The 26,065-nt window shown below is 52.3% G+C and carries 24 protein-coding genes; 17 read left to right on the plus strand and 7 right to left on the minus strand.

The genetic code is table 11. The features are described 5' to 3' along the window. The first annotated feature begins 43 nt into the window (after nt 1–43). From AB2L51_RS06220 to AB2L51_RS06230, 3 genes are all read left to right on the plus strand, one after another. Nucleotides 44–1,651 (plus strand): DUF6538 domain-containing protein, encoded by a 1,608-nt coding sequence (locus AB2L51_RS06220; protein WP_395581736.1) that lies wholly within the window; start codon nt 44–46, stop codon nt 1,649–1,651. A 176-nt stretch (nt 1,652–1,827) separates the two neighbouring features. Next, a complete protein-coding gene (locus AB2L51_RS06225; RefSeq protein WP_395581737.1) occupies nt 1,828–2,217 on the plus strand; it encodes a MobC family plasmid mobilization relaxosome protein in 390 nt (129 codons plus the stop codon). Beyond that, entirely contained in the window at nt 2,129–3,967 is a 1,839-nt protein-coding gene (locus AB2L51_RS06230; protein ID WP_395581738.1) for a hypothetical protein, read from the plus strand. The genes AB2L51_RS06225 and AB2L51_RS06230 overlap by 89 nt, the downstream gene beginning before the upstream one ends. Before the next feature lie 44 nt (nt 3,968–4,011). On the opposite strand, the gene AB2L51_RS06235 is transcribed toward AB2L51_RS06230, so the two are convergent. The 4 genes from AB2L51_RS06235 to AB2L51_RS06250 form a co-directional block, all read right to left on the minus strand. After that, the gene (locus AB2L51_RS06235) at nt 4,012–5,037 is read right to left on the minus strand and encodes an AAA family ATPase (protein WP_395581739.1); all 1,026 of its coding nucleotides are present in this window, start codon (nt 5,035–5,037) and stop codon (nt 4,012–4,014) included. A 514-nt stretch (nt 5,038–5,551) separates the two neighbouring features. After that, on the minus strand, nt 5,552–7,015 hold the full coding sequence (locus AB2L51_RS06240; protein WP_395581740.1) for an AAA family ATPase: 1,464 nt from the start codon (nt 7,013–7,015) through the stop codon (nt 5,552–5,554). A 450-nt stretch (nt 7,016–7,465) separates the two neighbouring features. After that, entirely contained in the window at nt 7,466–8,314 is an 849-nt protein-coding gene (locus AB2L51_RS06245; protein ID WP_086657956.1) for a DUF7946 domain-containing protein, read from the minus strand. Nucleotides 8,315–8,657: 343 nt separating this feature from the next. Continuing rightward, on the minus strand, nt 8,658–9,218 hold the full coding sequence (locus AB2L51_RS06250) for a recombinase family protein (protein WP_395581741.1): 561 nt from the start codon (nt 9,216–9,218) through the stop codon (nt 8,658–8,660). 132 nt (nt 9,219–9,350) lie between these two features. On the opposite strand from AB2L51_RS06250, the gene AB2L51_RS06255 reads away from it, so the two are divergent. The 4 genes from AB2L51_RS06255 to AB2L51_RS06270 all read left to right on the plus strand — a co-directional run bounded on the left by AB2L51_RS06255 (nt 9,351) and on the right by AB2L51_RS06270 (nt 11,113). Next, a complete protein-coding gene (locus AB2L51_RS06255; RefSeq protein WP_143216469.1) occupies nt 9,351–9,716 on the plus strand; it encodes a hypothetical protein in 366 nt (121 codons plus the stop codon). A 51-nt stretch (nt 9,717–9,767) separates the two neighbouring features. Next, nucleotides 9,768–10,082 (plus strand): hypothetical protein, encoded by a 315-nt coding sequence (locus AB2L51_RS06260; protein ID WP_395581742.1) that lies wholly within the window; start codon nt 9,768–9,770, stop codon nt 10,080–10,082. Nucleotides 10,083–10,145: 63 nt separating this feature from the next. Further along, entirely contained in the window at nt 10,146–10,727 is a 582-nt protein-coding gene (locus AB2L51_RS06265) for a hypothetical protein (protein WP_395581743.1), read from the plus strand. A 32-nt stretch (nt 10,728–10,759) separates the two neighbouring features. Next, nucleotides 10,760–11,113 carry a hypothetical protein gene (locus AB2L51_RS06270; RefSeq protein WP_395581744.1) on the plus strand — a complete coding sequence of 118 codons (354 nt, stop codon included), beginning with the start codon at nt 10,760–10,762 and terminating at the stop codon, nt 11,111–11,113. A gap of 6 nt (nt 11,114–11,119) precedes the next feature. Here the strand turns inward: AB2L51_RS06270 and AB2L51_RS06275 are convergent, their stop codons facing one another. Both AB2L51_RS06275 and AB2L51_RS06280 read right to left on the minus strand, forming a co-directional pair. Further along, the gene (locus tag AB2L51_RS06275; protein ID WP_395581745.1) at nt 11,120–11,428 is read right to left on the minus strand and encodes a helix-turn-helix domain-containing protein; all 309 of its coding nucleotides are present in this window, start codon (nt 11,426–11,428) and stop codon (nt 11,120–11,122) included. A gap of 58 nt (nt 11,429–11,486) precedes the next feature. Continuing rightward, on the minus strand, nt 11,487–12,041 hold the full coding sequence (locus tag AB2L51_RS06280; RefSeq protein WP_095350600.1) for a recombinase family protein: 555 nt from the start codon (nt 12,039–12,041) through the stop codon (nt 11,487–11,489). A gap of 246 nt (nt 12,042–12,287) precedes the next feature. On the opposite strand from AB2L51_RS06280, the gene AB2L51_RS06285 reads away from it, so the two are divergent. The 10 genes from AB2L51_RS06285 to AB2L51_RS06330 all read left to right on the plus strand — a co-directional run bounded on the left by AB2L51_RS06285 (nt 12,288) and on the right by AB2L51_RS06330 (nt 25,284). Then, nucleotides 12,288–12,605 (plus strand): helix-turn-helix transcriptional regulator, encoded by a 318-nt coding sequence (locus tag AB2L51_RS06285; RefSeq protein ID WP_395581746.1) that lies wholly within the window; start codon nt 12,288–12,290, stop codon nt 12,603–12,605. 179 nt (nt 12,606–12,784) lie between these two features. Further along, a complete protein-coding gene (locus tag AB2L51_RS06290) occupies nt 12,785–13,975 on the plus strand; it encodes a Fic family protein (RefSeq protein ID WP_395581747.1) in 1,191 nt (396 codons plus the stop codon). Between the two features lie 225 nt (nt 13,976–14,200). Further along, the gene (locus AB2L51_RS06295; RefSeq protein ID WP_253528090.1) at nt 14,201–15,796 is read left to right on the plus strand and encodes a tyrosine-type recombinase/integrase; all 1,596 of its coding nucleotides are present in this window, start codon (nt 14,201–14,203) and stop codon (nt 15,794–15,796) included. A gap of 868 nt (nt 15,797–16,664) precedes the next feature. Continuing rightward, on the plus strand, nt 16,665–17,555 hold the full coding sequence (locus tag AB2L51_RS06300) for a 3'-5' exonuclease (RefSeq protein WP_253528088.1): 891 nt from the start codon (nt 16,665–16,667) through the stop codon (nt 17,553–17,555). Between the two features lie 263 nt (nt 17,556–17,818). Continuing rightward, the gene (locus tag AB2L51_RS06305; protein WP_012813326.1) at nt 17,819–18,457 is read left to right on the plus strand and encodes a tyrosine-type recombinase/integrase; all 639 of its coding nucleotides are present in this window, start codon (nt 17,819–17,821) and stop codon (nt 18,455–18,457) included. Between the two features lie 8 nt (nt 18,458–18,465). After that, nucleotides 18,466–18,804: a type II toxin-antitoxin system Phd/YefM family antitoxin gene (locus tag AB2L51_RS06310; RefSeq protein ID WP_395581748.1), complete on the plus strand. Its 339-nt coding sequence runs from the start codon at nt 18,466–18,468 to the stop codon at nt 18,802–18,804. After that, complete coding sequence (locus AB2L51_RS06315) at nt 18,801–19,184, plus strand: type II toxin-antitoxin system VapC family toxin (protein WP_395581749.1); 384 nt, start codon at nt 18,801–18,803, stop codon at nt 19,182–19,184. Before AB2L51_RS06310 ends, AB2L51_RS06315 begins: the two co-directional genes overlap by 4 nt. A 120-nt stretch (nt 19,185–19,304) precedes the next feature. After that, nucleotides 19,305–21,587, plus strand: a complete 2,283-nt coding sequence (locus AB2L51_RS06320) for a TerB N-terminal domain-containing protein (protein ID WP_395581750.1) — start codon at nt 19,305–19,307, stop codon at nt 21,585–21,587. Continuing rightward, nucleotides 21,584–22,984, plus strand: coding sequence for an ATP-binding protein (locus AB2L51_RS06325; protein WP_395581751.1), 1,401 nt, complete (start codon nt 21,584–21,586; stop codon nt 22,982–22,984). The genes AB2L51_RS06320 and AB2L51_RS06325 overlap by 4 nt, the downstream gene beginning before the upstream one ends. Further along, nucleotides 22,981–25,284 carry a DEAD/DEAH box helicase gene (locus AB2L51_RS06330; protein WP_395581752.1) on the plus strand — a complete coding sequence of 768 codons (2,304 nt, stop codon included), beginning with the start codon at nt 22,981–22,983 and terminating at the stop codon, nt 25,282–25,284. The genes AB2L51_RS06325 and AB2L51_RS06330 overlap by 4 nt, the downstream gene beginning before the upstream one ends. A gap of 129 nt (nt 25,285–25,413) precedes the next feature. On the opposite strand, the gene AB2L51_RS06335 is transcribed toward AB2L51_RS06330, so the two are convergent. Further along, entirely contained in the window at nt 25,414–26,025 is a 612-nt protein-coding gene (locus AB2L51_RS06335) for a LysR substrate-binding domain-containing protein (protein ID WP_395581753.1), read from the minus strand. Nucleotides 26,026–26,065: the final 40 nt, after the last annotated feature.

Below are 26,065 nucleotides of genomic sequence, written 5' to 3' on the forward strand. Positions count from 1 at the left end.
CTGCGGGATTTTCCCGTTTGTCTTCCCAGAACGGGAAACGCAGATGCTCCGGCTCATAGGGTCACACTACCACTTCCGCCGGGCTGTGCCCGTTGCCGTTCAGGCCAGACTGGGCCGAACCGAAATTTCTCTCTCTTTGCAGACTCAGAGTAAGCTGGTGGCCCGTGAACGGGCAGCAGCCCTTTACGCCCGAACCGGCGCACTTTTTGAGAAGGCCAAGACGATGGAGACTGACCTGTCACGCGAGGAACTGATTGCTCTCCTGACCGAACAGGGCAAAATCATCGCGGAACAGGAAGAACTCCTTACCCTTGCCGATGATGCCTTTCGGGCTGAAAAACGCGCTCTGCAAGCCGATCACGCCATGACTTTGATGGATCAGGTGCAGAAGGAAGGCGCTTTCATCTCTTTTGCCACAGATTCACTCAAGGCACTGGAAGCACGGCTTCAGAGCATGATGCAGAAAGTCTTTACAGACAGCGCCGTGAGCAAAAAAGAAAAGGACATGCTGCGCGAGCAGATCAAGAGCCTCTCCACCCTGATTGTCGATCTGGGCAAACATCGCCCGGCTGCACCGGTAGATGCTCCAGCCGGAAGCCCGGTTGAGGATGAACAGCCCAAAGCCCGCAAGCCAACCTCTCCGCCTCTCTCCACGATGGCTGAAAAATTTGTCTTTGCTGACAAAGACAAGAGCGAGGACACCAAGAAAGCCACACGCAAAACCGTGGACCTCTTTATTGAAGCCTTCGGCGACATGCCGGTGAAGCAGATCACGGGCACGGTTGCTGGGGAATTTTTCGACCTGCTCTCTGATCTCCCGGCAACACACGGCAAAGGAAGAACCGGCCTTCCCATCCGTGAAGCCGTTGCTCAGGCCCGTGAACGTGGGCAGGAAACCGTCAGTGGGAAGACCGTAAAAAACCATTTCTCCCGTCTGTCCGCCTTATGGATGCATCTTGTGCAACGAGAAATGGCTGACCGGAATCCGTGGGCCGGTTGGGATTTTAACATCACAAAGAAGATCGTACGGCGTGGCTGGACAGATGATGAACTGGCCCTGCTTGCCCATACACCATGGAATGGCACATCGGTTTCCCGCACCACTTGGGCAGGGATCGTCAGTGTTGGCATGTTCACGGGGATGCGTCTGGGCGAAATCTGCAACCTCAGACGTCAGGACATAGAAGTTATTGAAGGGGTGCCCTGCTTTCATGTTCGTCCTCATCCAAAAGACAACTGGTCACCAAAGACGTCAGCAGGCACACGGATCATTCCCATTCACTCGCATCTGCTCGCCATGGAAGGGCTCGACCTGCTCAGAGATACCGGGGAGCACTACCTGTTCCCTGACCTCACGGTTTCATCGACAGGTGAGCGTGGAGACAATTTTGCTCGAGCTTTTTCGAAGCACAAAAAGCGCATTGGCATCCCGGAAGATGTGACGTTCCATTCCTTCCGCCATACGGTTTCCACCCGGCTACGCAATCAGGAAGCCCATATCCGCGAACTCTGGATTGATACCGTGCTTGGGCATGAAGCCAGCCATAAATCGCAGGGAACGATGAATTACACCAGCGCTATCGACGTCTCAAACCTTCAACAAGTCATTGAAGCCCTGCGCTACCCAGCAGAGTGCATCATACCTTGTTGAAAGGCTTATTCTCGCCATCTCGTTTGCATAAAAAGAAAGTTCGGAAATCGGGTGTCTCGATAGGTTACCCTTACAGGGAGCCAGCAGTGCTCCATGGCTACCCAAAGGGTGCATGGAGCAAGCTGGTAAGGGGGAGAAATCTCCCCCGTTAACCCCCTCTTTTAGGAGAACCGATTATGTCCGTTGCTCGCACTTCCCGCCTTTCTGTCAGAGCGTCACCCGATGAGTTGGCACGCTGGAACCATATCGCCAGCACTCATGGCCATGCCACGACCGCCCACTGGATACGCTCCCTCCTGACCAGTGCGGAACTGGCCAGGCATGATGGGCCACCCGTTCCCGATGAACTGCGCGGGATACGTCATCAGCTTGCCCGTGTTGGAAACAACCTTAATCAGCTTGCCCATTCTGCCAACTGTGGCGATGTAGTGCATTGCGGGGCTGTACTGGACGAGGTTGAAAGGCTGATCCAGCATCTTGACCACCTTCTCCCCCGCTCACGGAGACACCGCTCTGACAGGTCTGCCCGTCGCAGGTGCGACAGGTCAGTATCTACCCTGCACTGACTGTTCGTGGTCATGCCCCATGATCGTCAAGGAAAGCTGGATCAGAACAACGAGTGGCGCGAGTGCTTTGTCCCGCCATGTGCTGCATGGTGCGAAGAATGAAGCCATCCGGGTTCTGGCGGGTTCGGACTGGCTCATGCGTGATGCTATGCGTGAAGCCAGACGTGAAGGGCTGACCTATGGCCTGCGTCATATCGCCTTCAATCCTGCGGAACCGATGACGGATAACCAACTGGCAGATTTTGCCAGGCGGATTTGTCACGAATTCCATGCAGACCCGGAGCATATGACTCTGGTCATCCATCAGAAAGATGGCAGCACCCATGGCCATCTGATCCTCCCTGAATGGCAGCAGGAGCATATTTTAGACAGTCGCTTTAGCTGGATACGATTAGAAAAACTTGCACGGCTGGAAGAAATCAGGCTGGGCCATGCTCTTGTCGCCGGACGCCATGACCGCTCGATTGCCAAAGCTTTACGACAGGACGGCAAAGTCCATGAAGCAGAACTGCTCGCAGCCCTTGCACCGGCACAGCCAGCAGACAAACCCCGTGCTGCCTATACCTCGCAGGCCCACCGCATGGCTGAACGACAGGGACTTGACCTGCCAAAACTCAAACAGCTTGTTTGCTCACTCTGGAACCGGTCTGACGGATTAAAGTCTTTCCGTGCAGCACTGACGGAACATGGTCTGACCATGCGCGAAGGTGATCGAAAAGAAACACGCCCCGGCGCTCATATCATTGAAAAAAACGATGGAACGCTGATTGGCAGTTTTACCCGGCTGACAAAAGTCAAAATGGCGCATTTCAGGAAGCTGCTGGCAGAAGAACACTCAGCAGAACACGAAAAGCCGCAACTGGATATCAGAAGCACCCGTGTCCCTGTGCACATGACATCAGAGAATGACCGGACCGAAATACTCTCCACCGCCGACACCTCACTGGTCTCAAACAGGAGTCCAAAACGTATTCGCCTACCGCGCAGAAATTCAATTCTTGATGAATTAAAACGCAGGCAGATGGAAGATGTGGACAGCCCGGTCACCTTGCAGCTCTTTCCCCCGAAACCACTGTATCCGCTGATCCTCAGCGCCGAAGAAGCCCGCCTCCGCCGCCGGATCAGGCAGGCCATCCAGGACCAGCAGATTATTCTTGACCAAAGAGCGCCGGAGTCAGACTGGACACCTCTGGACCGGGAAACAACCATTGCAAAATGGCGGGAAAGTCTCACACCCTACCAGAGACAACTTCGCAACAGCTTTACACGTTACAGTCATGCCAAAAAGGAATGGAAACAGGCCACAGAAAGCCAATGGCAGCGGATGACCGGACGGGCAGGAAAACTGGAAAAAATCTGCCAGCGGCTCCTGCTTGAATTTCTGGAAGTCCTGCGCTTTGTCGTACAGGCGTTGCTGCATGTTGTCGGGCTGCGCTCCACACCGCCAGAACCCGTCCGGCCTGTTCTGACGGAGAACGACAGACCAGCCCTTGAAGATTTCCACAAACGGCATGATGCTGAATTTACCGCCATGGCTGATCAGGAAAAACTTGAGGTCTGGCTCTCATACCGCTTTGACAGGCTTGTGCAGGCCAGACAGGAGCGCATCCAGCAATGGGACAAGGCCCACCGACCTGAAAAAGAACAGGCAATGCGGGAAATCTCCCGCCTTCGTTCAAAACTTGTCATTCTAAAAGGAGTGACGAGAAATATGCCTGCTCCTTCGTCCCAACCGGTTATCGAACATTAACGCGCAGCCAGTTTTTCACAGCCTCACGTGCGAACAAGCCTGTCTCAGCACATGGTCAGAGAGGTCAGTCTTTCCCTGATGAAAAGATCAACCATCATCCGCAGATGGCGCAGGTCACCCCGAAAGTGCTCCTGCAACAAGACTTCCTCGACACCATCAAAAGTGATCCACCTGCGATCCAGCCCCATCTCTGTCAGAATTGCTTCCGCCATCTGACGAGACAATCCAATAGCATGTTTTCTGTCTGGCGACGGCACATGCACAATCTGACACCTGGAGCGAAGAGGAAGCGGTACCCTCTCCAGCACATTGGCAGTCATGACCCAACGTACACGGGACAGATCGACCTCGGCATTCAGACAGATATCACGAAAAGTTCTGGCCTCACCGGGCTCAAGAAACTGGAGCAGTACATTCTTGATGCTACCATTTCGTCCCCCTTCCGGTGATTTGTCGATCTCATCGAGAATGATGCAGGGATTGGCAATCTCATGTCTGGCCATATAATCCACAATGACCGAGGGCTTCGGGTTCGAATAGGTCGGATGCGTACCCGTGAACGCCATTACATCGGACAGAGCCGCGACATTCATGGTCATGCAGGGATAACCCAGTATTTTATGCCAGACACGCGCCAGCGTTGATTTGCCACATCCCGGAGGCCCGACCAGCAGTATGGGACGGAACACGCCAGAGACCCCCAGCGTCATGCGCGTCAAATCAGCCATTGCCAAAGCATGGACTGCCGCCAACGCGTGGGGAAAACGCGCTTGAAGAGCTGCCAAATCAGACTGCACTGTTGCTGGCTGGTGTATCCTGACCGGAAAAGCCAGCTTACGGGCCTGTTCATAGGGATCGGCTCCTCCATGACGATCCGCACTGACCGCAGGAAAGCTATATCCCTTCTCCAGCAGACGAACATACCCGCCATCCGGGACACCTTCGGCTGACCGCAGGCTTTCATTTTCGTAGCGTTTTTCCCTCGCTGCCCGCATAAGAACCGTGCGACGACGAAGAACTTCGGTCAGTGTGGGGTTAAGTTTATCCCTTGTTGAGTGGTTATCAGACATACTGGCACCTTTCAGATAAATTGCCCAAACGTTCCCGCAGGAGCGTCTTATCCGAAGGCTTGCGTGATCTTGTTCACGCGGACTGAAATAATAACGGCATCAAAAAATAAACTCTCAATGTCTCCTTTATATGACATATCTTTTGAGAAAAATCAATTCTAAAATTGTTTAATAACCGTCTCCTCCAAAGCAAAATTTTAATGAATAATCATCTTACGGCAATTATCAGAAAGCCACTTTTGAGAGGACTGACCCGCCTGTCTGCTTCACGGTCATCGAACAGACAGGCAGCTAAGGGGGGAAGCGGAATGTCGGCTGGCAGACGTCGAAAAGCAAGAAGCTGCCATTCACATGGTGCTTGGGACCGCCATGCGCCTCCATCTCAGTCACCCCCATGACCGATTGCGCTCACCAAAACTTGCTAGTTAACTCAATGGAAAATGGCAGGAGGCACTTGGCATAGGCGGATGTGAGAGAGTTGCTAGGGTCCCGATCTTCCAATATCTCGCTTTGTTTATGCTGCGTTCCTGAAGATGACTTCACTAACCATTTCTGCACCGAGAAAGGTTATCAGCATATTCGAATCTACGAGATCGTTGTTCGTTAGGGATCCAATTGCCTGGCCAACCACCACCTCCCAAGGCTTCTTGCACCCGAGCACAGCACAGACGAGCTGACGAATTTTTTTAATCTTCTGGTGCTGCAGGCGATCGTTCGATTCGGCAAGTTCCTTAATGTGGGCTGTGTCTGGGTGTTCTGGATTCTCCCTAACCCATTTTGTTGATGCAACGACAAAACCCTCCCAAGTCGTGCCCATCACAGCAAGACAGGGATCCGTTAGAAGGGCATTTTCAATCGCATAGCATTGCAGGCGGTATCTCTTAATAGGTGGTTGATGTTCTAGAGGCTGATTTACCACACCGTCCCCGTCGCGAAGGGAAAAGGCGATCGGGTTGTCGTAGAGTGTGCGAAACAAAGAAGCGCAAAATGTCTCAAGTTCGCCTTGCTGGTTTACACTGCCGGCCAACACAGGAAAGACCTTGATCCGACCCTGCGACGTTCGCGCAGCTTGCTGCCAAACGCGTTCGTCATCCTCACCTTCGAGAATTAGCGGTACGTCTTTGCTCAGCGAAAGCGAAAGGGGGTGACCGAAGAACGGAGCAACCTTGCGAAGCTCTGCACTGGTCGGGTTGAGTTCAACCATATCGACCGCGAAGCTCTTGGTGCCGATCGACACATATCGCGAATCTGCCAGAGAACAGACCAGTGGACTACTATGTGTAGAAAGACATACAGCGATGCTGTCCGCGTGGCTCTTGAACTCATCGAGCATGGTAATTATCAGCTTGCCAAGCCGTGCCTGAAGGTCGGGGTGAAGGTGCACGTCCGGCTCATCAAGGAGCAGGACGTTGAACTTCGTCGGGTCAATCGTGTCGAAGAAATACAGAATCTCGGCCGCCAGAGACACAGCTTCTGACTCGCCGCTGCTGATGTTGTCTGGACTTACTGTCTGGCCATCGGCGAGTGAGCGGAATTCGAAATCGGCATTGCCCATCACTAGAGAAATATTGGTGAGCAGTTGATTGACCTTGCTAAGACGGTCCGTCTCGAAGCTGCGCGTCGGATCCATCCGGATAGCAGGTGTGTTGGCGAGCCGACGCAGGTAAAGTGTTTCCGCTTCGCGGAATAGCATTGCCGATGCGGATTTGAAGTTGTTGGCCTGATTTACTGCCCGACTTTGCCGTAGCCAGTCGGGAAAATTACTCATATTTGTGAGCACGTTGCCATCTCTCTTGAACGACCCGGCTCGCTCAGGGCTGACGTAACGGACATAAAAGTGTTGTTTGTTCTGGTTGGCGGCCTCCTCGATGTCACGAAGGAAGCGGCTCTTTCCCGCACCGTTACGGCCCATAATTATGTTAATGTTGTTCAGGTTGATAAGCTTGGCGGTTTGCCCCTTTAGTTCGTGTACCTTCAACGTCGCCCCCCATATTGAAACGCAATAGATGATACCAGATGCTGCATCGAATTAAGGCACGTCAATGGTAGCGGCGTGAATGCCTCCCATGGGCGCACTTCCGAATTCACCATCTAGCTGGAGGAGGGATCACTAACTTAACTCGCCCGCGTTAAGCTGTCAGACAGTTATCGGCCCCAATCGGCCACGTACACACAATCTTGCGATGTCCGCTTTGCAAGAGGTCGCGCAGAGATTTTTACGTCCGACATGAAGGCGACTGCCGCCAGTCTGCTCTGTTTCTACTGAGCAGACTGGCTGTTTAGGGGGGGAAGAAGGTCTGCTTTGTTGCAAAGTGCCGAGGAAACAGTTTGTTATTTTAACAGTACATTGGAAAATAAAACTCCTCAGAGAACAGTTCAAAGGTTATGGATTAATAATATTTTTATACCGCATACATATAAACCATTCCTAGATGGGCTTACACTCAGACAACAAAATTCTTTTTATTTTCCCACTTGCAGATTTTACAAAACTAGCTTCTATATTTAGTTTATTAATGGACCCTACGGTGCTACCGTGAAGCGACCAAGTTAAGTTTCTAAATTGACTGTGAGGGAATGTTTCTTTTGGTCTAAATGCAACAACTTTATTTAATTGATCTATATATATTCTGCCATTTTTTGAAATTGAATTATAGCGTGTAACACTCCCAGATAAATTTTTTATTTTTGAATCCTCTTCTTGCGTTGAAACCCAGTCTTTTGTTTCACTGTCAAAAATGATTAAATTTTTACGTGAACTCCCAATAGAGATAGTGTCAATAGTGCCTTCATCTCCAATTGGACGATGCGCATCGTACAAGCTGCCCTCTAAAGTCTCGGCCAAAAGATCCAGATCAGCCATAGGTCTCTTTAATTTCGGAGGTTCTTTCCGATCATATAAACGCTTAAGGTGAGTATTTTCGATTTCTGCATCACCTTCTCCGACTGCCCATTTAAAAGCTACCTTCAAAAAATCATAAAATGGAGCAGAGGCTATCGAGGCTATCGACCCTGTAGTAGCTGGGTATTTTTCCATCAAAACGATCAAATCAAAAACAAAACTTCCTCGTTGTGGAGGTTTTATAATAATCGATGCCCCTTTCAGGGCGGTCGCCCTAGAAACAACTTCCCCTGTCATATAAGCGTGCGTAACAATATGAATTGCCCGCGTAATCCCATCTATTGATGCCGCGCCAGAATAGCCAGGAAGAGAGTTATCATCTGCCAGCCCTCCTTCGTATTTAATTTTAATCTTATGTGAATCTAAAATTTCCAAAACTGAATCCTCACACATACATTGGAGTTAATGTATCGTAATGATATTTATTAGACAACCACTCGGCTCTTGGTTGCGAACTGATTTATCATGCGTCCCACTTATTCAATAAGGGTTCAACCTATCATACCTCTCACAGTATAATATCTGTTTTTTTGGTTTATTTTGTGATGTCAGAATGACCGCAAAGAAGGCGTGAGCCGACATTAAACAATCACCCCCAACGCAACCGACATGCTCTCAACAACGTTTACTGTCCGAAAAACGGTCGTTTCTGGAAGCTTGTCAAGCTGCCTCGAACAGACGACGTCGCTACTGTCCCTAAAACCTGCTTTTTGGCACGCTATACCCCGCACTGAACCGTGCGCCAGACCGTGCTCCGGCTGACCCGAAAAATTTTTGCAATTTCTGCCAGTGATCTCCCGGCCTGCTTCAACTCACAGGCATGCTTTTTTTGACGGGACGTCAGGATAGGGCACCTCCCCAATCGTTTTCCAGCCTGACGCGCGGCTTCCAGGCCCGCTCGCGTCCGCTCCCGGATAATCTCCCGCTCAAACTGGGCAAAGCCTGCAAGGATGGTCAAAAACAACTGACCATTAGGCGTGCCAGTCTCAATCCCAATATTCAATATTCGCACACGAACGCCGCTCTCTGTAAGGCTCCTGACCAATCCCATGACATCGACGGTATCACGTCCAAGCCGATCCAGACGTGCCACCACCATACTATCCCCCTGTCCCAGCCGGTTCAGTAGACCAGAAAGTCCAGGACGCTCTGCCGCAGGAATCCGACCTGAAACAGTATCAGTGATGATCTCCTCAAGTCCCTCCCGCCTCAACTCAAGAAGCTGAGGATCATGGCTCTGTTCATCCGTTGAAATACGAGCGTAACCATAACGCGCCATCGTTTGTGTCTCCCTATGTAAACGGGACACGTTTTTGAGACGCCATTTTACTCTGTTTGTGCTTCGGAAGCCTTTTGTCCCAAAAACGACGGATTTTGACAACGATATCACGTAACTTCTTGGTTCAGAAAAATGCTCGAAAGTTCTCCTTCTCGTCTCTTACACATGACTCTTCTGGCTTTACCTCTTATGCTCTCCGCCTGTTCCGGTGGAACGCCCAGTCAGGGCGAAATGGCTCAACTCGAAGCCGATCTACTCAGCCAGCCCAGTGGCTTCAACATGTTATTTGGCGGCAATCGTCGACAGGCCAGAGTAGATGTCGAAGCAATTAAAATTGTGAAGCAAAGCTGTGAGGCTCTGAAAAACTTCGATTCAGCTTTCGATTGCACCGTCAGCTTCACTCTTAATGATGAGCCTCATGAAAATACCCTGCGGGTCATACATCATGAGGATGGCAAGTGGAGCCTCGCACATGAGCAGCCTGCACCTTCTCTTTAAACTCCCGAACGATAATCCTGATTTTAAATTCCACGGCTCAGAGATCATGTGATGTCGCTATATTATCCATCAAAACCAAAGTCTTCTTTATTTATATTGATACCTTTCCTTTTCCTGTCCGCCTGTGGAGACGAAGAACCTTCAATAAAAGAAATTGAAACAGTTCTTAGTCAGGAATTTCAAAATGACACTCAACAGGGAGCAAACGAACAGCCACCCAATAAAATCAGTGTTCTCGAAAGAAAATGCAGAAAAGGCAATGTCGCTTACATCTGCCAGTTGAAAATTCAACAAGGTAATTTTGTAGATAATGCTGAGTTAAGATTTGCAAAAAACAACGGTAAATGGATTAGAGTTCCAGAATAGAAATTCTTATTTTAATCCACAGGGTTCCATCAAATAAACATTTGATCCTTAGTGAGGAATATCATGAAATTCACCATTGATGGTTCTCCAGTATGGTTTCATGGAATTAGCGGCGATGTTTACAGCCTCCAGAAATGGACATCCACCAGCTTAAAATCCGATGGTGGCGGTGGTTATATCCATCCTGTCTATGGCGGACAAATTAATGCCCCACAGATCAGATCGTCTACAGAACAACATCAGAATTTCTGGATTGTGTCACCGAGCGGTCATGAGCGGGAAATGATCGATGCGAACATCCGATGCCGTGAAGGACAACGTGTCACCCTGATCTGGGGTGCATCAGAAGGCGTGGAAGACGGGAAATATCTTCTTTTCTATAATCATAATACGGACAGTCTCACTTTTTATGATGATGCATTTAATGGGAAAAGTAGCTTTAAAGACCTGAATGCATCAGCATCAGAGTCACATATGAGTATAATCATATGGACATTAGCCATTCCCACTCTTGGCATAAGCCTCCTGTTTTTCATACCGTTAATCATTAAAATGGCAAGACGACTTGCTCCGATCACTCAGAAATACAGACTTTTCACGCAGGAACTTCTTAAAAATCCTGATTTCATTTCCTCCATATCATGACAATAAAACAAGTCTTGTAGGGAATTGCAGTTATGGAAAATCGCTTTTTTCCGTTGTTTTTTCTAATCATATCATTAGCCCCTCTGCAATCCTTGGCGCAGACAAGCGGGCAAGTCACACCCTCTGCCCGCCCTCACGGATGTATTGCTGATGGCGCTGCGGGAGCCGTGGCAGGTCACTTCATGCGCTCTGGTCACGCAGTCATGGGGGCAATGGCAGGCTGTGCCTATGGCGCATGGCAACGCCACAAATGGAAAAAGGAGATAAAAGAATATGATAGCCAGCAACGCACGGTTATCATGCCTTCCATTACCGATGGGCAGCATTCTAGGAGCCAGAACTATCTCCCAGCAGGAAGCCAGTTCCATCCGTCACATGATCCATAATCCGTCTTACTGGCTTGCTTTAATGTCCAATAATTTAGCAAAAACGTCTTCCGGTATCTTCTGGCGAACCTGTTCCCACGCCTGCAATTCCACAGAAGATACTCCTAAAAGACCAGAAAAGGCTTCCTGAGAGAGACCCAACCCTGTCCTGGCCAGCTGTAGCTTTCGTCCTCTATGAGCCATCACAAGCCCTGCTGTGGATGCAGGTCTGTCTTCTGGATCATTGGGATCAGCAGGCAGGGCGATTTCCTTGTCATCTGTCATAACTTGCCAATAACCTGTTACAAATGAATATTCATGACCTGAAATAGACATAGCTCATAATATGTCACTTACTGAATGCTTAAACTCTTCAGATCATATTTTGAAAACACTACCCCCTGACAACACGATGGACTGTTGATTTACTGACTTTAAAAATTGCAGCGATTTCCCGCAGGGACATACCATTTTCCGATAAATCACGAATATGGCTTTGCTGTCGCTTTGTCAGGCAGTCTGGACGACCGAGTTTTTTTCCTGACGCCCGGATTGCAGCCAGCCCGGCGCGTGTTCGCTCCCGGATCAGTTCACGTTCAAATTCTGCAATCGCCATGAGAATTGTTAAGAACATGCGCCCGTTGGGCGTACCAGTTTCTGCGCCGATATTCAGTATCCGCACCCGAATACCGTCTTCGTCCAGCACCCGCAGCAGATTCAGGACATCCACTGTGTCCCGTCCAAGACGATCAAGTCGCGCGATCACGAGGCTGTCACCCCGTTTCAGTTTGCCCAGAAGCTCCGAAAGCTGAGGACGGACACGGGCCGGGACGGAGCCTGAAATCACCTCTGTGACAATTGTTTCCACCCCTTCACTCTGGAGCGCGAAAATCTGGGGATCATTCACCTGTGCGTCAGTTGAAACCCTTGCATATCCATAACGTGCCATATGGCTGCTTTCGACAATGACCCAACAGGCACACCTGAACTGCATGCCTGAGAGCGTCATCTATCATTATCATCGTTTTATGTAAACGTATTTGGTTCCATACGATATTATTTATGTATATTATTGAAGTGTATCCCTCAAACTCCGGAACAGAATTTGCTCTGGCTTTCTCACTCAAATTGCCATTTTTGCGCAGCATGGTAGTAAATACGAAAGTGCCACCGTATTTTCCGAAGGTCCGTTTTCATGTCCATTCTGCTGGCTTCGCAGTGTCGTGCTGCCCGCGCCATGCTCGGCCTTTCCCAGAAAGACCTGGCGCAGCTCGCTGAAGTAGGTTCCAGAACACTGGCTGACTTTGAGACCGGCACACGCTCGCCCCATCACAGAACACTCAAAGCAATCCGGCATACACTGGAGGCAGCAGGAATCCTCTTTATTGGTGAGGAAGGCGATCTGGGGCCGGGCGTCAGGCTCAACAGCAATGAACACCCAGCACTTATGTCAGATATGGAACAGCATGCCCCTGGCCTTCAGCACGAACTCAGCCCCGGCGCTTTCCGGTAACCATATAGTTCATTCTCTGCTTATTCCGCATGCTCAACCAATATAATGCATGGCATCATCCTGCCTTCACCTTTGACAGAAAGCTTAAATAAAGTACGTGGCGATAGGCATAAAATTAGGCTTGTGATAAAAACCTTAAATATGGATCATACTACCCTCCCATGTTTAAGGTTTTCACCGTGAACCGTCAGGATTTAATGGGGGGCATCAGAGAGTGTCTGACCCGCCTGCCTCCCCCTTATGAGAGCCATTATGGCGTTGTCCCACCTGCTCCACCTGAAAGTGGGATATATCTGGACGACATCACAGCCTTGCACTCCCAAGCGATGGCTTCTCTGGGGCAAATTGCAGAATGGGCACGGGCGTCAACTGATCCCTATCTCATTAGCAGAACCCTCCGCAGCAGGGAGGCCGTCAGCAGTTCTGCAATGGAAGGCACCCACAGCACCCTGGATGAACTGCTGATCGTTGATGAAGACGATGAACAGGCCACGCAGGAAACGCGTCAGGTCAGGGATTATGCGTTGGCCCTTGAAAAATTCCTGCCTCTGGCCGCTGCATCCGGCAGAACCGTTTTCACACTCGACACCGTGCTGGCATTGCATCAGGAAGTCATGAGGCATGACATATCCTATATCGGCACTCCCGGAGCATTACGGACGACCGTAGTCTGGATTGGTGGCAGCAGACATAACATCGCCTATTCCACCTACAACCCGCCCCCACCTGACCGGGTGCTCCAATGTCTTCAAAACACACTGGATTATATGGCGGGAGATGGCATGCAGATGATGACACAATCACTCATCACGCGAGTTGCTATCGCCCATGCCCATTTTGAAGCTGTCCACCCATTCAGGGACGGCAATGGACGGGTTGGCAGACTTCTGATTCCGATGATGCTGGCAGCGGAACAAGAGCCACCTCTCTATCTCTCTTCCTACATTGAAGCGTACAAACAGGATTATTATGACGCGCTGAAACAGGCGCAGCAGAAACTGAACTGGCTCCCCCTGATTGCCTTCATGTCACAGGCTATTATTGGGACCGTGCAGGAATTCAAAGCTGTCAGGAAGGCGACCGAGACGCTGAAAGCGGAATGGCTGGGCAGACGCTCCTACAGAAAGAACTCCGCAGCGCTGAGAGCACTGGATGTTCTGATTGATTGCCCAGTCATTACAGCAACACGACTAGGGAAAATTCTAGATATTTCTGCTCCTGCAACTAAAACTGCGCTGGAACAGTTACAGGCCGCTGGCATTTTGGTGGAACGCACCGGATATGCCAGAAACCGGATATTTTCTGCCCCCGAAGTCATGGCAATCATCAATAGACCATTCGGGGAAAGAGAACTGGATTCACCGGCCTAAACAGGCTAAATATGGCTCCATCAGGTTCCCAGACTGTTTAACCAATTCTGGGAACTCAGACACTAACCGGAAGACAGCACGTCGCATTCTTTTTGCTGTTTCAAGAAGTTAGAAACGTGTCACTGCGGGTTGGTTCGGGTTCGAGTCCCGCAGTTCGCACCATAAACTGTTGAAAAACAGAGGTATTTTGTCCGCGAGGAAATTTTCCCATAATGGGAAAACTTCATGCTCCGCGCCATCCCGTCCCGACGCACAGGACAGCCCCGTTATCACTTCCGCCGTATCGTCCCGGCAATGCTCCGCCCCCTGCTGGGCAAGACCGAGATTTCCCTCGTCCTCCATACCTCTGATAAACTGGTTGCCCGTGAACGTGCAGCCGCCCTGTATGCCAGGACGGGACAGCTTTTCAGAGCAGGCAAGATGCAAAACCCCTCCAGAGAGGACCTTCTGGTCCTCTACAGCGAATTGATTGAAAACTACGAAATCGCTCTGAAGGCTCAGGAGGAGAGTGCCAGAAAAGTGCTGGAAGCCGAACGGGCCCAGCATCTCATTGAAAAAGCCGATCTGGTCTCACGACAGTCGACCTTCCTCAACAAGGTCCAGCCCCACATGGACAGCCTTCTTCAGGCACTGGGGCAACTGAAGCACACGCTCGACAGACGGGATGTCTGGAACGTCGCTGAAAAACAGGGACTGCAGAACCAGATCACCACCCTCAGCACCCTGATCCAGACCAGTCTGCATAGAGGTTCAGAGAACCCGGAAGAACAAACACCCTCCCCCAAGCAGCCACGCAGTATGAAACTGTCTGCGGCGGCTGAGAAATTTGTCTTCTCGGTTTCCTCCAAAAGTGCGGGGACCATCAAAGGAACAGGCAAGACCGTAGCCCTTTTCACCGAAGCCTTCGGGGATATGCCAGTTCATCAGGTGACCGGGGAAGTCGTGGGAGAGTTTTACGACCTGCTGTCTGGCCTCCCTGCAACACATGGCAAAGGCAAGACCACTCTTCCCCTTCGGGACGCGGTCCGAGAGGCCGAAGAACACGAGGTGGAAACCGTATCGGGCAAAACCGTCAAGAACCATTTCTCGCGCATGTCCGCGATCTGGAGTGAACTGGTCCGGCGTGACCACGCCCCCAAAAATCCATGGGCCAACTGGTCTTTCGATCTGACGCAGAAAACCAACCGCCGGGCCTGGTCGGAAGAGGAACTGAGAACACTCCTGAACTCGAAATGGCTGGGCCGGGTTTTCCCCGAACGCACCTATCGGGGCATTGTGCGCATTGCCCTCTATACCGGCATGCGTCTGGGTGAGATCTGCAATCTGAGAAATGAGGATATCGAAATCCGTAACGGTATTCCCTGTTTCCATATCCGGCCCCATACAGTCGAGATCGACGGCAAAACCCGGGAATGGTCTCCCAAGACAACAGCCGGCACCCGTATCATTCCCATCCACAGCACATTGCTGGAAAAAGGGATCATTGAGGAATTCAGAAATTCCGGCCCCTATTTCTTCAGCGAACTGCCCATCTCCGCTTCCGGGGTCCGAGGCGCAAACTTCGAAATGATCTTTTCCAAACATAAACGGCGTCTGAACCTGCCAGCGGACGTCACCTTTCACTCCTTCCGCCATCTGGTTTCGACAGTGCTCAGAAACCAGGACAGTCACATCCGGGAACTCTGGATTGATGATCTGCTGGGTCATGAAGCCACCCACAAAAGTCAGGGCACAACCCAATACACGTCAGCTATTGATCTGCAGAACCTCCAGCGGGTTGTGGAGGCCATTACCTATCCCGACGACATCGCAAACTGGTGAATTCCTAAGATGCCTGACTCGGTTTCATGACCCTGAATGAGGGACGAAAGGGCTCGCACCATGCGACCAATGGTCGCATCACAGCGACCGATGGTCGCGCGGCCAGCCCTCCCCGAGCGAGACCAATTGTCACACAGCCACCCTCCGAATGCGACCAATGGTCGCATCACAGCGACCGATGGTCGCATGGCCAGCCCTCCCCCAGCGAGACCAATGGCCGCACAACCACCCTCCGAATGCGACCAATGGTCGCATCACAGCGACCGATGGTCGCACGGCCAGCCCTCCCCGAGCGAGACCAATGGCCGCACAGCCACCTTCCGAATGCGACCAATGGTCGCATCACAACGACCATTGGTCGCCTGAGACAGTCCTCACACGTCCTGCAAACAGATACGACATTGCCCGGCCGGGCAGTTCTTTACAGAGAGTTTATGGTGTAAAATCAGTGAATTAGTTCAAGGCCCAGCACCGTGAGGTCGGTACATTCTGGTCTGTCTGTGGGGTAGGCGCTGTTAACACACACAACACAGTCTGCTTCCGGCCAACCAATGTCAGAAGAATGCCCGCCCCCGCATACTCCGTTGTGCTGGTCACCGAGAAGCCCTTGTTCAATAACTCGGTCAAAGACACAGGTAGTGGTTTCAGTGTCGTAGGAACAGCCAGAGGACTATAGGGTGATTTCACACCCGACTGGGGGAGCCAGTCTCCCGGTGACTGGGCAAAGCCACAAACCGGCCCTAAAAGGCCAAGGACTGTCATAAACATAAAACCGGCTTTTCACATGAGACTTTCTCCTTCTAATGCTGTCAAAGCCTGTAACGGATCGCCTCCTGTTTATCACACCAGGCTTTAAGGGAGCGCTTCTGTGCATCACACCTCTCTGGAAGATCAGGCGCGCACTCTTCAAGCCACTGGCGCTTACCGGGTTTTACGCCGTATCGCACCGCTTCCGCTTAATACACAGGAGTCCCGTGATCAGACCCGCGTAGGCATCTTTCTGGATCTGGAAACCACCGGCCTCGACCCCATCCGTGATGAGATCATTGAATTCGGGATGGTGCCCTTCGTCTATACTCTGGACGGGCGCATCCTCGGCACCTTACCGGCCTTCAGTCGTCTGAGAGAGCCGTCTCAACCCATTCCTCCAGAGATTACCGCCCTCACCGGCATCACACAGGAGATGGTTGCAGGTAAAGCCATAACCCCTGAAGAGATCGCCCGGTTCGTCGCACAGGCCGCACTCATCGTGGCCCATAACGCCCGCTTTGACAGGCCGTTTGCCGAACGTTTCTGGGAGGGATTTTCGACACGGCCCTGGGCCTGTTCCATGGAGGATGTACCCTGGCAGGCTGAAGGCTTTGACGGGCGCAGCCTTGGCTATCTGGTCATGCAGGCCGGGTGGTTTTTTAACGGACACAGAGCCGCCGATGATTGTCTGGCCGGCGTCACCCTGCTCAGCACTTGCCTGCCCAAAACACAGACCCCGGCCCTCTCCGCCTTACTTCAGGAAGCACGGCAACCCCGCTGGCAGATCTGGGCAGAGAATGCACCCTTTGACCTCAAAGATAAACTCAAGGCCCGTGGCTATCGATGGAACGATGGGACAGATGGACGCCCCAAAGCATGGTTTATAGAAGTGCCACAGGTGCAAAAGGAAGAGGAACTACATTTCCTGAAGACCGAAATCTACCTTCATGAGGTCTCCCCGCTGACCCGTGAAGTCACCGCATGGGATCGTTTTTCCATCCGTGCCTGAAGCAGGCTTTCTATCATCCTGCCCCTACAACAATGTCAGGTCAGATTTCTACCCGACCCGATACCAGCCATTTCTTTCCGCTTTAACCGTCGGTCTGCTAAATGAATTTAAAATGGACCGGCGGAAATCGCCCTCATCTCGGCCATAAGCAGAGCCGTTCCAGTTGCCGTAAAGCGGACGGTCGCCGATAGTTCTCGTTATCCGCCGATGTTCTCCTCCAGACTTCTGATTGCTGCATGTGCAGCTGATCAGGAGAAAGTATCATGGAAAAGAAAACGCGTTTTCCATCGCCTACGCTGAAGGCGTCCGTGCCTTGGAATGCAGGAAAAATGGTTGGCGCCAAGCGGGCGCTCAAAGAAAAGCACGTCTGGGCTATTCGGTTCTGGCTGGGGAGCGAGCAGCGTGTCAGAGACAGAGCTTTGTTTGATCTTGCTCTCGATAGCAAACTCAGAGGCTGCGATCTTGTCAGCCTTCGTATCGGCGACATCGTTACCAGTGGTCAGGTGCGCCACCGAGCCATGGTCGTCCAGCAGAAAACCCGGCGACCTGTGCAATTCGAAATTACAGAAACAACGCGGGAAAGCGTGCGGGCGTGGCTGGAACATCGAGGTGGTGGCTTGAATGAGTATGTTTTTCCAAGTCGCCTCAGCGCCAAAGCTCACCTGAGCACAAGGCAATACGCCCGGCTTCTGGATCAATGGGTTCAGGCGGTGGGATTGATCGCCGGGGAATATGGAACTCATTCGCTCCGCCGGACTAAGGTTGCCATGATTTACAAACGAACCGGTAATATCCGGGCCGTGCAGATCCTGCTGGGTCATTCAAAACTGGATAGTACGGTTCGATACCTTGGGGTGGATGTCGAGGACGCTCTGGCACTGTCGGAAGCCACTGATCTCTGAAATCGAATATGCCTCAGGAATTCTCTACCTCCTCCCTATGTGTACATGTTATGATGACACATGGGGAGGAGGCCATGAGCCAGCATCTTTCAGACAACGCACCATTACCACAGAAAATCGGTGTTCGGGAGTTCCGGGGAAACCTGACAGCGTATCTGCGTCAGGTCAGGCAGGGCAGTACGATCTTGGTGACGTCTCATGACCAGGTCGTAGCCGAACTGCGGCCGCCAGCCTCTTCCTATCGCCCTCGTCGTCAACCCGGCGCATTGCGCGGACGGATTAGAATAAGCGAAGATTTTGATGAGACACCGCCGGACCTTCTTGAAAGCATGGAACGCGACCTGTGAAGGTTCTGCTTGATACGCATGCGTTGCTGTGGTGGCTTTCGGACTCCGACCGGCTGGGTGAGACTGCACGGGAAATCATCGCAGACCCGGTCCACGATATTCTGGTGAGTATCGTGTCACTCTGGGAGATTGCGATCAAAATCCGTATCGGAAAGCTGGATGCGGATATGAACGATATTCTGGCAGCCATTCCTGAAGAAGGTTTCTCTCTATTACAAATACAGCCCGAACACCTGCAGATCCTGATGTCTTTGCCCCTGCATCATCGTGATCCGTTTGACCATCTCCTTATGGCGCAGGCGCAAGCTGAACACGCCACATTTCTTTCGGATGATGGGCAAATGGATCACTATTCTATTAAATTAATCCGTTGCGCCTGAGATTATGAGCAGAATGGGTGTGGTCTATTTCCATTCCCACTCACCACAGGAATTAGTTGCCGCACCGGAAAAACAGTGCCTACTATTTGAAAGAACTGGCGCACATTCCGTGAGTAGAACATGTTTTTCTGGCTAAAGCGTATTTTCAGCGGTTCCGAAATTCCGGACACAACCAATAAGGCAGCCAGAAAAGAGACTGTCCCCTCGTTACCTGTGCATGGGCACCCCTCTCATGCCCAACGTGTATTTCCCAATGATGAGACGAAATCCGTGCCGGATGGACAATCACGAAGCCACAAGAAAGACGATGCTCACTGGGTAATCCCCGGCGAAAAAGTCACAGTCCATGGCTTCGAGATTGCTGATGGCATGGTCTATGTCGGCAACTTTTTGACGGCGGCGCCGGACGGAGGGTGGAATGCCGACACTCCAGCGCCTTGTCTTATCAGACCATTGCTCAAAGTCGCGTCCGGCGCACCGCGCACGAACCTGGATCTGGGCTATTGGCCCTCCTATACTGATATCACACCCAATCAACGATTGACTTACCTGCATTGGCTGGCAAGCGGGAAATCCGATACGAACTACCCAATGGGCTATCCCTTCCTTTATTTCTATGGGCTTGAACGTCGCCTCGTAGCCGATACTCCTTCGATTGCAGAAGAGGCATTATTAGTGGCCGAAGTAGAACGCCTGCGCAGTATTTTCGGAAATAATGGTTCTTTCTTAAACTACAGCACTGAACTACTCAATTTTATCGAAATGAAGCATGCTGTTACGGATATACCCAGAGTGGAGGCATGGAATCCAGATCTCGCAGCGTTGGGAGAGCATATGTCTCCATTGCTTCAGGTTAAATTAGGTCTGCACGCATTGAGAGGTATGCCGCTTGATGTCGACCTCGCCATAGCAGGTATTCTATCTTTACCTCCTCACTTAACCGGCTTATGGCCACGAATTGCAACAACACGAGCGCGTCCGGAGTTCATTGAACTCACGCGACATCGGTTCAATCAGAAATTCCCGCACGGCTTTCGGCTCAGAGATAAAAAAGAGAGCCGACTTGATCTGAGTTATCGGTCGGCGAGTCAGTATCTTCATACTTCAATAAAATTTGAAGGCATCGATCGCCTTCCTGATCCAGCGCAATTGACGTGGACCAAAATGATCAAGCTATGTGAAGGGGCGCGTGAGGATCTGTCTGCATTTGCCAAGGTCGTTGGCAAGGAACGTGAACGTGCCGACAGTATGGCCGCCGCCTTGATGCTGCCTGCGGAACTTGGGGAAAGAGAAACTGTTCGTTCTTTCAGAGCCTGGCTGGATGACTTGCCTCAACCTCTTGCCGATGTGCCGCTTGAAGAACTGGGCCCGCGGTGCTTTGGTTCTGGCAAGGCAGCCTCGGGTCTTCGGCAAGCTCGTGACATGTCCGCCATGCTGGCACGAGTGGGTTACGGCATGGAACCGGATCCAACCTACGGCGGGACCAAGCCAGGTGAGAATATAATTCTATTCCGCATTGGCGATGCTCAAGGCCAGCTAACACCCGTCGGTGCCGACTTCCGCACAGCAGCCCTGATCATGACTGCCATTGGCCCGGCAGCCAAAGCTCTGACTTTAGGCCAAAAGCTGGTCGATGCTCTCACCACACGGCTGCAACTCACCCCGCACGAAACGAAACGATTGACGGCCCGTCTGCGCCTGCTTCCGGAACGCTTGCCAACACTTGGCCGCCTTAAAACCATCGTAGGGAGTATAGAACCCGAGCAACAAACCACTATTGCCTCGCTGGCTGCTTCAGCCGCCCTAACGATAGGCGAAACCGATCAAGACATGATGGTGGCTTTGGAGCGGCTGTACGAGGCTGTTGGTCTCGGCCGACGAGAACTCTATACTGTCCTGCACCAGGGTAATGCCGCTGCGGCATCCTGCGCTTCGGAACCAATTGTGATCGAGGATGGTAAATCGCGGAGACGTGGTCATCGGATCCCAGCACCTCCCTCGAAAGCAAAATCCCAGGAGGGTATCGTCATTGACATGAGCAAGGTTGGCGTCATCCTGCGTGAGACTAAGGAAGTCGAGGAAATCCTGGCACCCATCTATGAGGACGAGGCTGCTGAAATTCCGGTTCCTGCAGCCGTTACGCCCACTTTGGAGCGGGAAACGAGGTTCGTTGGACTTGGCCCTGAGCAGGCTCGCCTGCTTGAGGACCTAGTCAACCAACCGGAATGGTCACGCTCCGGGTTTGAGGCCAAGGCACGCGAACTCGGGTTGATGCCGGATGGCGCGCTCGAAGCCATCAACGAGTGGGCCTATGATACGTTCGATGAAGAACTTATCGAGGACGGTGACCCTTTGATCATCAATATGGCGCTTCTTGCTGACGCGCCGGGAGCATCATCATGACCAACCTTAGCGTCGCAGCTTCAAACGGCACTCGCACTGCGGAGAAAATCAAACCCAAGGAGCGTGATGGCGTCATTCAGGCGCTTCGCGCAGGTGTCGTACCACGGTCAGGCATCCAGTTAGTTCAGGTCGGTCGCGCAGGCGAAGTCAATCAGGTGGTGCAGGACGTCAAACGCATCGCGGACGGAGGTTCTGCGGTTCGTTTCATCATCGGCGACTATGGAGCGGGCAAGACTTTCTTCCTTAACCTGGCCCGTTCTATTGCCATGCAAAGCAAACTGGTAGTGGCTCACGCAGATTTATCCCCTGATCGTCGCTTGCATGCCAGCGGGGGCCAGGCCCGCAGTCTTTATGCAGAACTCATGCGTAACATGGCCACCCGCACCAAGCAGGACGGAGGAGCTCTGGCAAGCGTAGTCGAACGTTTCATCATGGAGGCACAGGCTTCAGCCAAGGCATCAGGTCGCACGATCGGAGACGTCATTCAGGAAAGGTTGCTTCCCATTCAGGAACTTGTTTCCGGCTATGACTTTGCAACCGTCATAGAATGCTACTGGCGCGCTTTCGAAGAAGGGAGCGAGAGTGGAAAGGCGGCTGCACTTCGTTGGCTCCGTGGTGAGTACACGCTCAAAACTGAGGCTCGGGAGGCGCTCGGTGTACGCTCGATCATCGACGATACCTCGGTTTACGACTACCTGAAGGTCATGAGTCGCTTTGTGACCCTGGCAGGATATTCGGGTTTTCTGGTCATGCTCGATGAATGCGTGAACCTGTTCAAGCTGGTCAGTGCCCAATCACGCAATGCCAACTACGAGCAGATTCTCCGTATCGTGAACGATGTGCTCCAGGGCTCGGCTGAATCCCTCGGCGTCTATTTCGGCGGCACCCCCGAATTCCTGATGGACAGCCGCCGGGGCCTCTATTCCTACGAAGCGCTGCGATCCCGCCTGGCTGAAAACAGCTTTGCCCGCAATGGTCTGGTCGATCTTTCCGGTCCGGTCATCCGGCTTCAAAGCCTGACCCCCGAAGACCTCTACATTCTGCTTGGTAAATTGCGGCATGTGTTCGCCTATGGCGACCAAGACCGTTACCTGGTGCCAGATGAGGTTTTCAAGGCCTTTATGACTCACTGCAACCAGAAGATTGGTGAGTCCTATTTCCGGACACCGCGCAACACCATCAAAGCTTTCCTCGACCTGCTCGCCATTCTGGAACAGAACCCGCAGGCTCAATGGCAGAGTCTGGTGGACCAGGCTGAGATCGCGCCGGACGCGCCGTCGGCGGGCGGAGATATTATCGATGACGACAAAAAGGATGCGCCTGATGCGGCTGGTTCTTCAACAACTGGCTCCACTCAGACCTCGCCCGACGATGATCTGGCGGACTTCAGGCTTTGAACGACGCACCGTCCGACCTATCTGGGCAAATTTCCGGTAACGGTGCGTCGACGTCTTTCGATCTGCTGCACGAGAAAGTCCGGCGCTGGATCTGGCAGCAGGGCTGGACCGAACTTCGTGATATCCAGGAACGATCCATTCCGGTTCTGCTGGAAGGACAGCGAGATCTCATTATCGCGGCCGGGACAGCAAGCGGGAAGACCGAGGCGGCCTTCCTGCCGATTGTTTCGCGACTGGCTACAGATGAACGCAAACCCGGTGCTGGGTTTGAGGCCATTTACATCAGCCCCTTGCGCGCACTTATCAATGACCAGTTCGGTCGAATGGAGACACTTTGCGAAGAAGTGGAGATTCCTGTCTGGAAGTGGCACGGGGATGTGGCCAGCAGCGTCAAGGAAAGAGCACGCAAGCGGCCCCATGGGATATTGCTAACTACACCAGAAAGTCTGGAAGCCATCCTCGTCCGACGAGGGAATGAAGTAAAGCGTCTGTTCGCTGCGCTAAGTTACATGGTGATCGACGAGATGCATGCCTTTATGGATGCAGAGCGCGGACGCCAACTTCAATCTCTGCTCAATCGTATCGAGATCGCCGCAGGGCATCCAGTCGTTCGGGTGGGCCTGTCGGCCACCTTGGCCGACATGAGGACCTCAGCAGCTTTCTTACGGCCGCTCAATCCGGATGGCGTGGAGATACTGGAATCTAAAATGGGTAGCCAACCCCTGAAACTTCAGGTTCGCGGTTATATACAGCCACGTCTGAAGCAACGTGACGAGAATTCAGACAAGGGCGAGGCAACCGAGAGCACAGCAGACATAGAGATCGCGACACACCTCTTCGACACGCTCCGAGGGCATCGGAGTTTGATCTTTGCTGGTTCGCGGCGGAATGTTGAACTGTACACAGCAAGATTACGTTGTCTTTGTGAAACATCTGGCGTACCGGAGGAATTTTTCGCTCATCACGGTAGCTTATCGCGTGAGCACCGTGAAGAAGCCGAACGAAGGCTGAAAGAAGATGATCGACCAGGCTCCATTATCGCAACCACGACCCTCGAACTAGGCATTGATGTTGGCCACATTGATGCTGTGAGCCAGATTGGGCCTGGGCACACTGTTTCAGGCATGCGCCAGCGACTGGGGCGTTCCGGTCGACGTGCCGGACAGTCCTCGGTAATGCGGGTCTACACCACCGAGATGGCGATTGACGAACGCATCCATCCCATTGATGCCATGCGGCCGCGCACGGTGCAGACCATCGCCATGCTCAATCTGATGCTGAGGCGCTGGAATGAACCGCCTCAAATTGGGAGTTTGCATCTTTCCACGCTGATACAGCAAATTCTGGCACTGATTGCTCAACACGGCGGGCTGACAGTCAAACAAGGCTGGAACCGCTTGATCGAGAGTCGGGTATTTCCTGAAATTGATCAGGCTCTCTACATTGATGTGCTGCGGCGAATGAAGCATCCGGAGGTTCAGCTTATTGAGCAGGCGCCAGACGGAACGCTTTTGCCAGGCGAAGAAGGCGAACGGGTCATCAATGACCGTGGGTTCTACGCCGTATTCATGACGCCTGACGAATTCAAGGTTATTACGGATCGCGGACGGAACCTTGGCACGCTGCCGGTCGATAGCCCGGTAATGCCGGAACAACTCATCATCTTCGCCGGGCGTCGGTGGCGGGTGATCGAGCTCGACAATCAACGCCGGGAAATTTTGGTCACACGAGCGTATGGTGGCGTGCCGCCCAAATTCGGTGGCGAGGGCTTACCTCCCGCCGATGAAGTCGTAGCGGAGATGCGCCGGGTTTATGAGAGCATCGCCATTCCTCGCTTTCTCGATAAGATAGCTCTTGAATGCCTTACGGAAGCCAGAGAGACATTCGACCATCTTGGGTTGCGGCATGCAGGTTTGCATCGGCATGAGGACGAACTCCTGCTTTTCCCCTGGGTCGGCAATCGGGCGCAACTGGCCTTGGTGCTTGCTCTCGCCACTCATGGCGTAAAGGCCAATTCGGAGGGTATTGCGGTCGCGGTTTCGGCTCAAGACGGGAGCAAGCTGATTGCCGCCCTGAAAACCCTCGCCGAAAGGCCTGCACCTGAAGCGGAAGTTCTGGCTCGACTGGTGCCTGATATGAAGCGAGCAAAGTATGACGGCTATTTAGGAGACGAGTTGCTGGCACGTTGTTACGCCAGCGAGCATATCGAAGCGACACGCGTGCCGATCATTGCTGCGGACCTACTCTCTAGATTGCCAACTGAAGCAACGAAAATTTTTGAAACTAAAGTGTCTCTATGATATGTTTTGGGATAGGCTGGTATAATGGGTAATTCCAGAACGAAGCAGACAGAGGGCATTCGCCTCCATGCAGGACCTAAAACATACTGCCATGTGTTACGCAAACCGGACATCATTCAACATAGGTTTTTATCCAATATAGCGCACGGCCTCGACGAATAGCCTGAAAGCGACGGGGGCCTGCCGCCGGTTGGGGTAGTAAAGGTGATACCCTGGCAAAGGGGGTGTGAATTTTGCCAGCATCTGCACCAGATCGCCGTGCTCCAGATCAGACTGCACCATGTCCAGCGGCAGGTACGCCAAACCATGCCCGTCCAGGGCGGCATCGCGGATAAGGTCGATGGTATTGAGCGTCATCTGCCCCTCCAGCCGCACCCGTGTTTCCCGACCGCCCCGCATCAGACGCCAGCCATTGACGGTCTGCGATGTCGGCAGCCGCAGATTGACCGCCTTATGCTCCACAAGCCGCGCTGGAGACATTGGTGCAGGATGGGTACGGAAATAGTCTGGTGACCCGACAATGGCCATGGGGATATCCGGGCTGATCCGGACGGCAATCATGTCTTTCGCAATCTCGCCGCCCAACCGGATGCCGGCGTCGAAACGATCCGCCACCACGTCTGCCAGTCCGTAATCAATGGTCACGTCCACGCGGATATCGGGATTGTCTCGCAGAAGCTGCTTCACGCCAGGAAGCAGAATGGTGTTGATTTTCACTGAGAACTGACCCGGGTTTTTCATCAGGAATTGACCCAGCCAGATGCTATTTCAGGCACAGTCG

The sequence above is a fragment of the Acetobacter fabarum genome (genome assembly GCF_040702925.2).
GTDB classification, from domain to species: domain Bacteria; phylum Pseudomonadota; class Alphaproteobacteria; order Acetobacterales; family Acetobacteraceae; genus Acetobacter; species Acetobacter fabarum_B.

Coding starts and splice junctions, on each gene's coding strand:
- AB2L51_RS06320 (WP_395581750.1), top strand. CDS start 19,305: ATGTTTTTCTGGCTAAAGCGTATTTTCAGCGGTTCCGAAATTCCGGAC.
- AB2L51_RS06265 (WP_395581743.1), top strand. CDS start 10,146: ATGAAATTCACCATTGATGGTTCTCCAGTATGGTTTCATGGAATTAGC.
- AB2L51_RS06260 (WP_395581742.1), top strand. CDS start 9,768: ATGTCGCTATATTATCCATCAAAACCAAAGTCTTCTTTATTTATATTG.
- AB2L51_RS06310 (WP_395581748.1), top strand. CDS start 18,466: ATGCCTCAGGAATTCTCTACCTCCTCCCTATGTGTACATGTTATGATG.
- AB2L51_RS06250 (WP_395581741.1), bottom strand. CDS start 9,218: ATGGCGCGTTATGGTTACGCTCGTATTTCAACGGATGAACAGAGCCAT.
- AB2L51_RS06295 (WP_253528090.1), top strand. CDS start 14,201: ATGCTCCGCGCCATCCCGTCCCGACGCACAGGACAGCCCCGTTATCAC.
- AB2L51_RS06235 (WP_395581739.1), bottom strand. CDS start 5,037: ATGTCTGATAACCACTCAACAAGGGATAAACTTAACCCCACACTGACC.
- AB2L51_RS06285 (WP_395581746.1), top strand. CDS start 12,288: ATGTCCATTCTGCTGGCTTCGCAGTGTCGTGCTGCCCGCGCCATGCTC.
- AB2L51_RS06275 (WP_395581745.1), bottom strand. CDS start 11,428: ATGTCTATTTCAGGTCATGAATATTCATTTGTAACAGGTTATTGGCAA.
- AB2L51_RS06305 (WP_012813326.1), top strand. CDS start 17,819: ATGGAAAAGAAAACGCGTTTTCCATCGCCTACGCTGAAGGCGTCCGTG.
- AB2L51_RS06220 (WP_395581736.1), top strand. CDS start 44: ATGCTCCGGCTCATAGGGTCACACTACCACTTCCGCCGGGCTGTGCCC.
- AB2L51_RS06225 (WP_395581737.1), top strand. CDS start 1,828: ATGTCCGTTGCTCGCACTTCCCGCCTTTCTGTCAGAGCGTCACCCGAT.
- AB2L51_RS06255 (WP_143216469.1), top strand. CDS start 9,351: ATGCTCGAAAGTTCTCCTTCTCGTCTCTTACACATGACTCTTCTGGCT.
- AB2L51_RS06270 (WP_395581744.1), top strand. CDS start 10,760: ATGGAAAATCGCTTTTTTCCGTTGTTTTTTCTAATCATATCATTAGCC.
- AB2L51_RS06335 (WP_395581753.1), bottom strand. CDS start 26,025: ATGAAAAACCCGGGTCAGTTCTCAGTGAAAATCAACACCATTCTGCTT.
- AB2L51_RS06280 (WP_095350600.1), bottom strand. CDS start 12,041: ATGGCACGTTATGGATATGCAAGGGTTTCAACTGACGCACAGGTGAAT.
- AB2L51_RS06325 (WP_395581751.1), top strand. CDS start 21,584: ATGACCAACCTTAGCGTCGCAGCTTCAAACGGCACTCGCACTGCGGAG.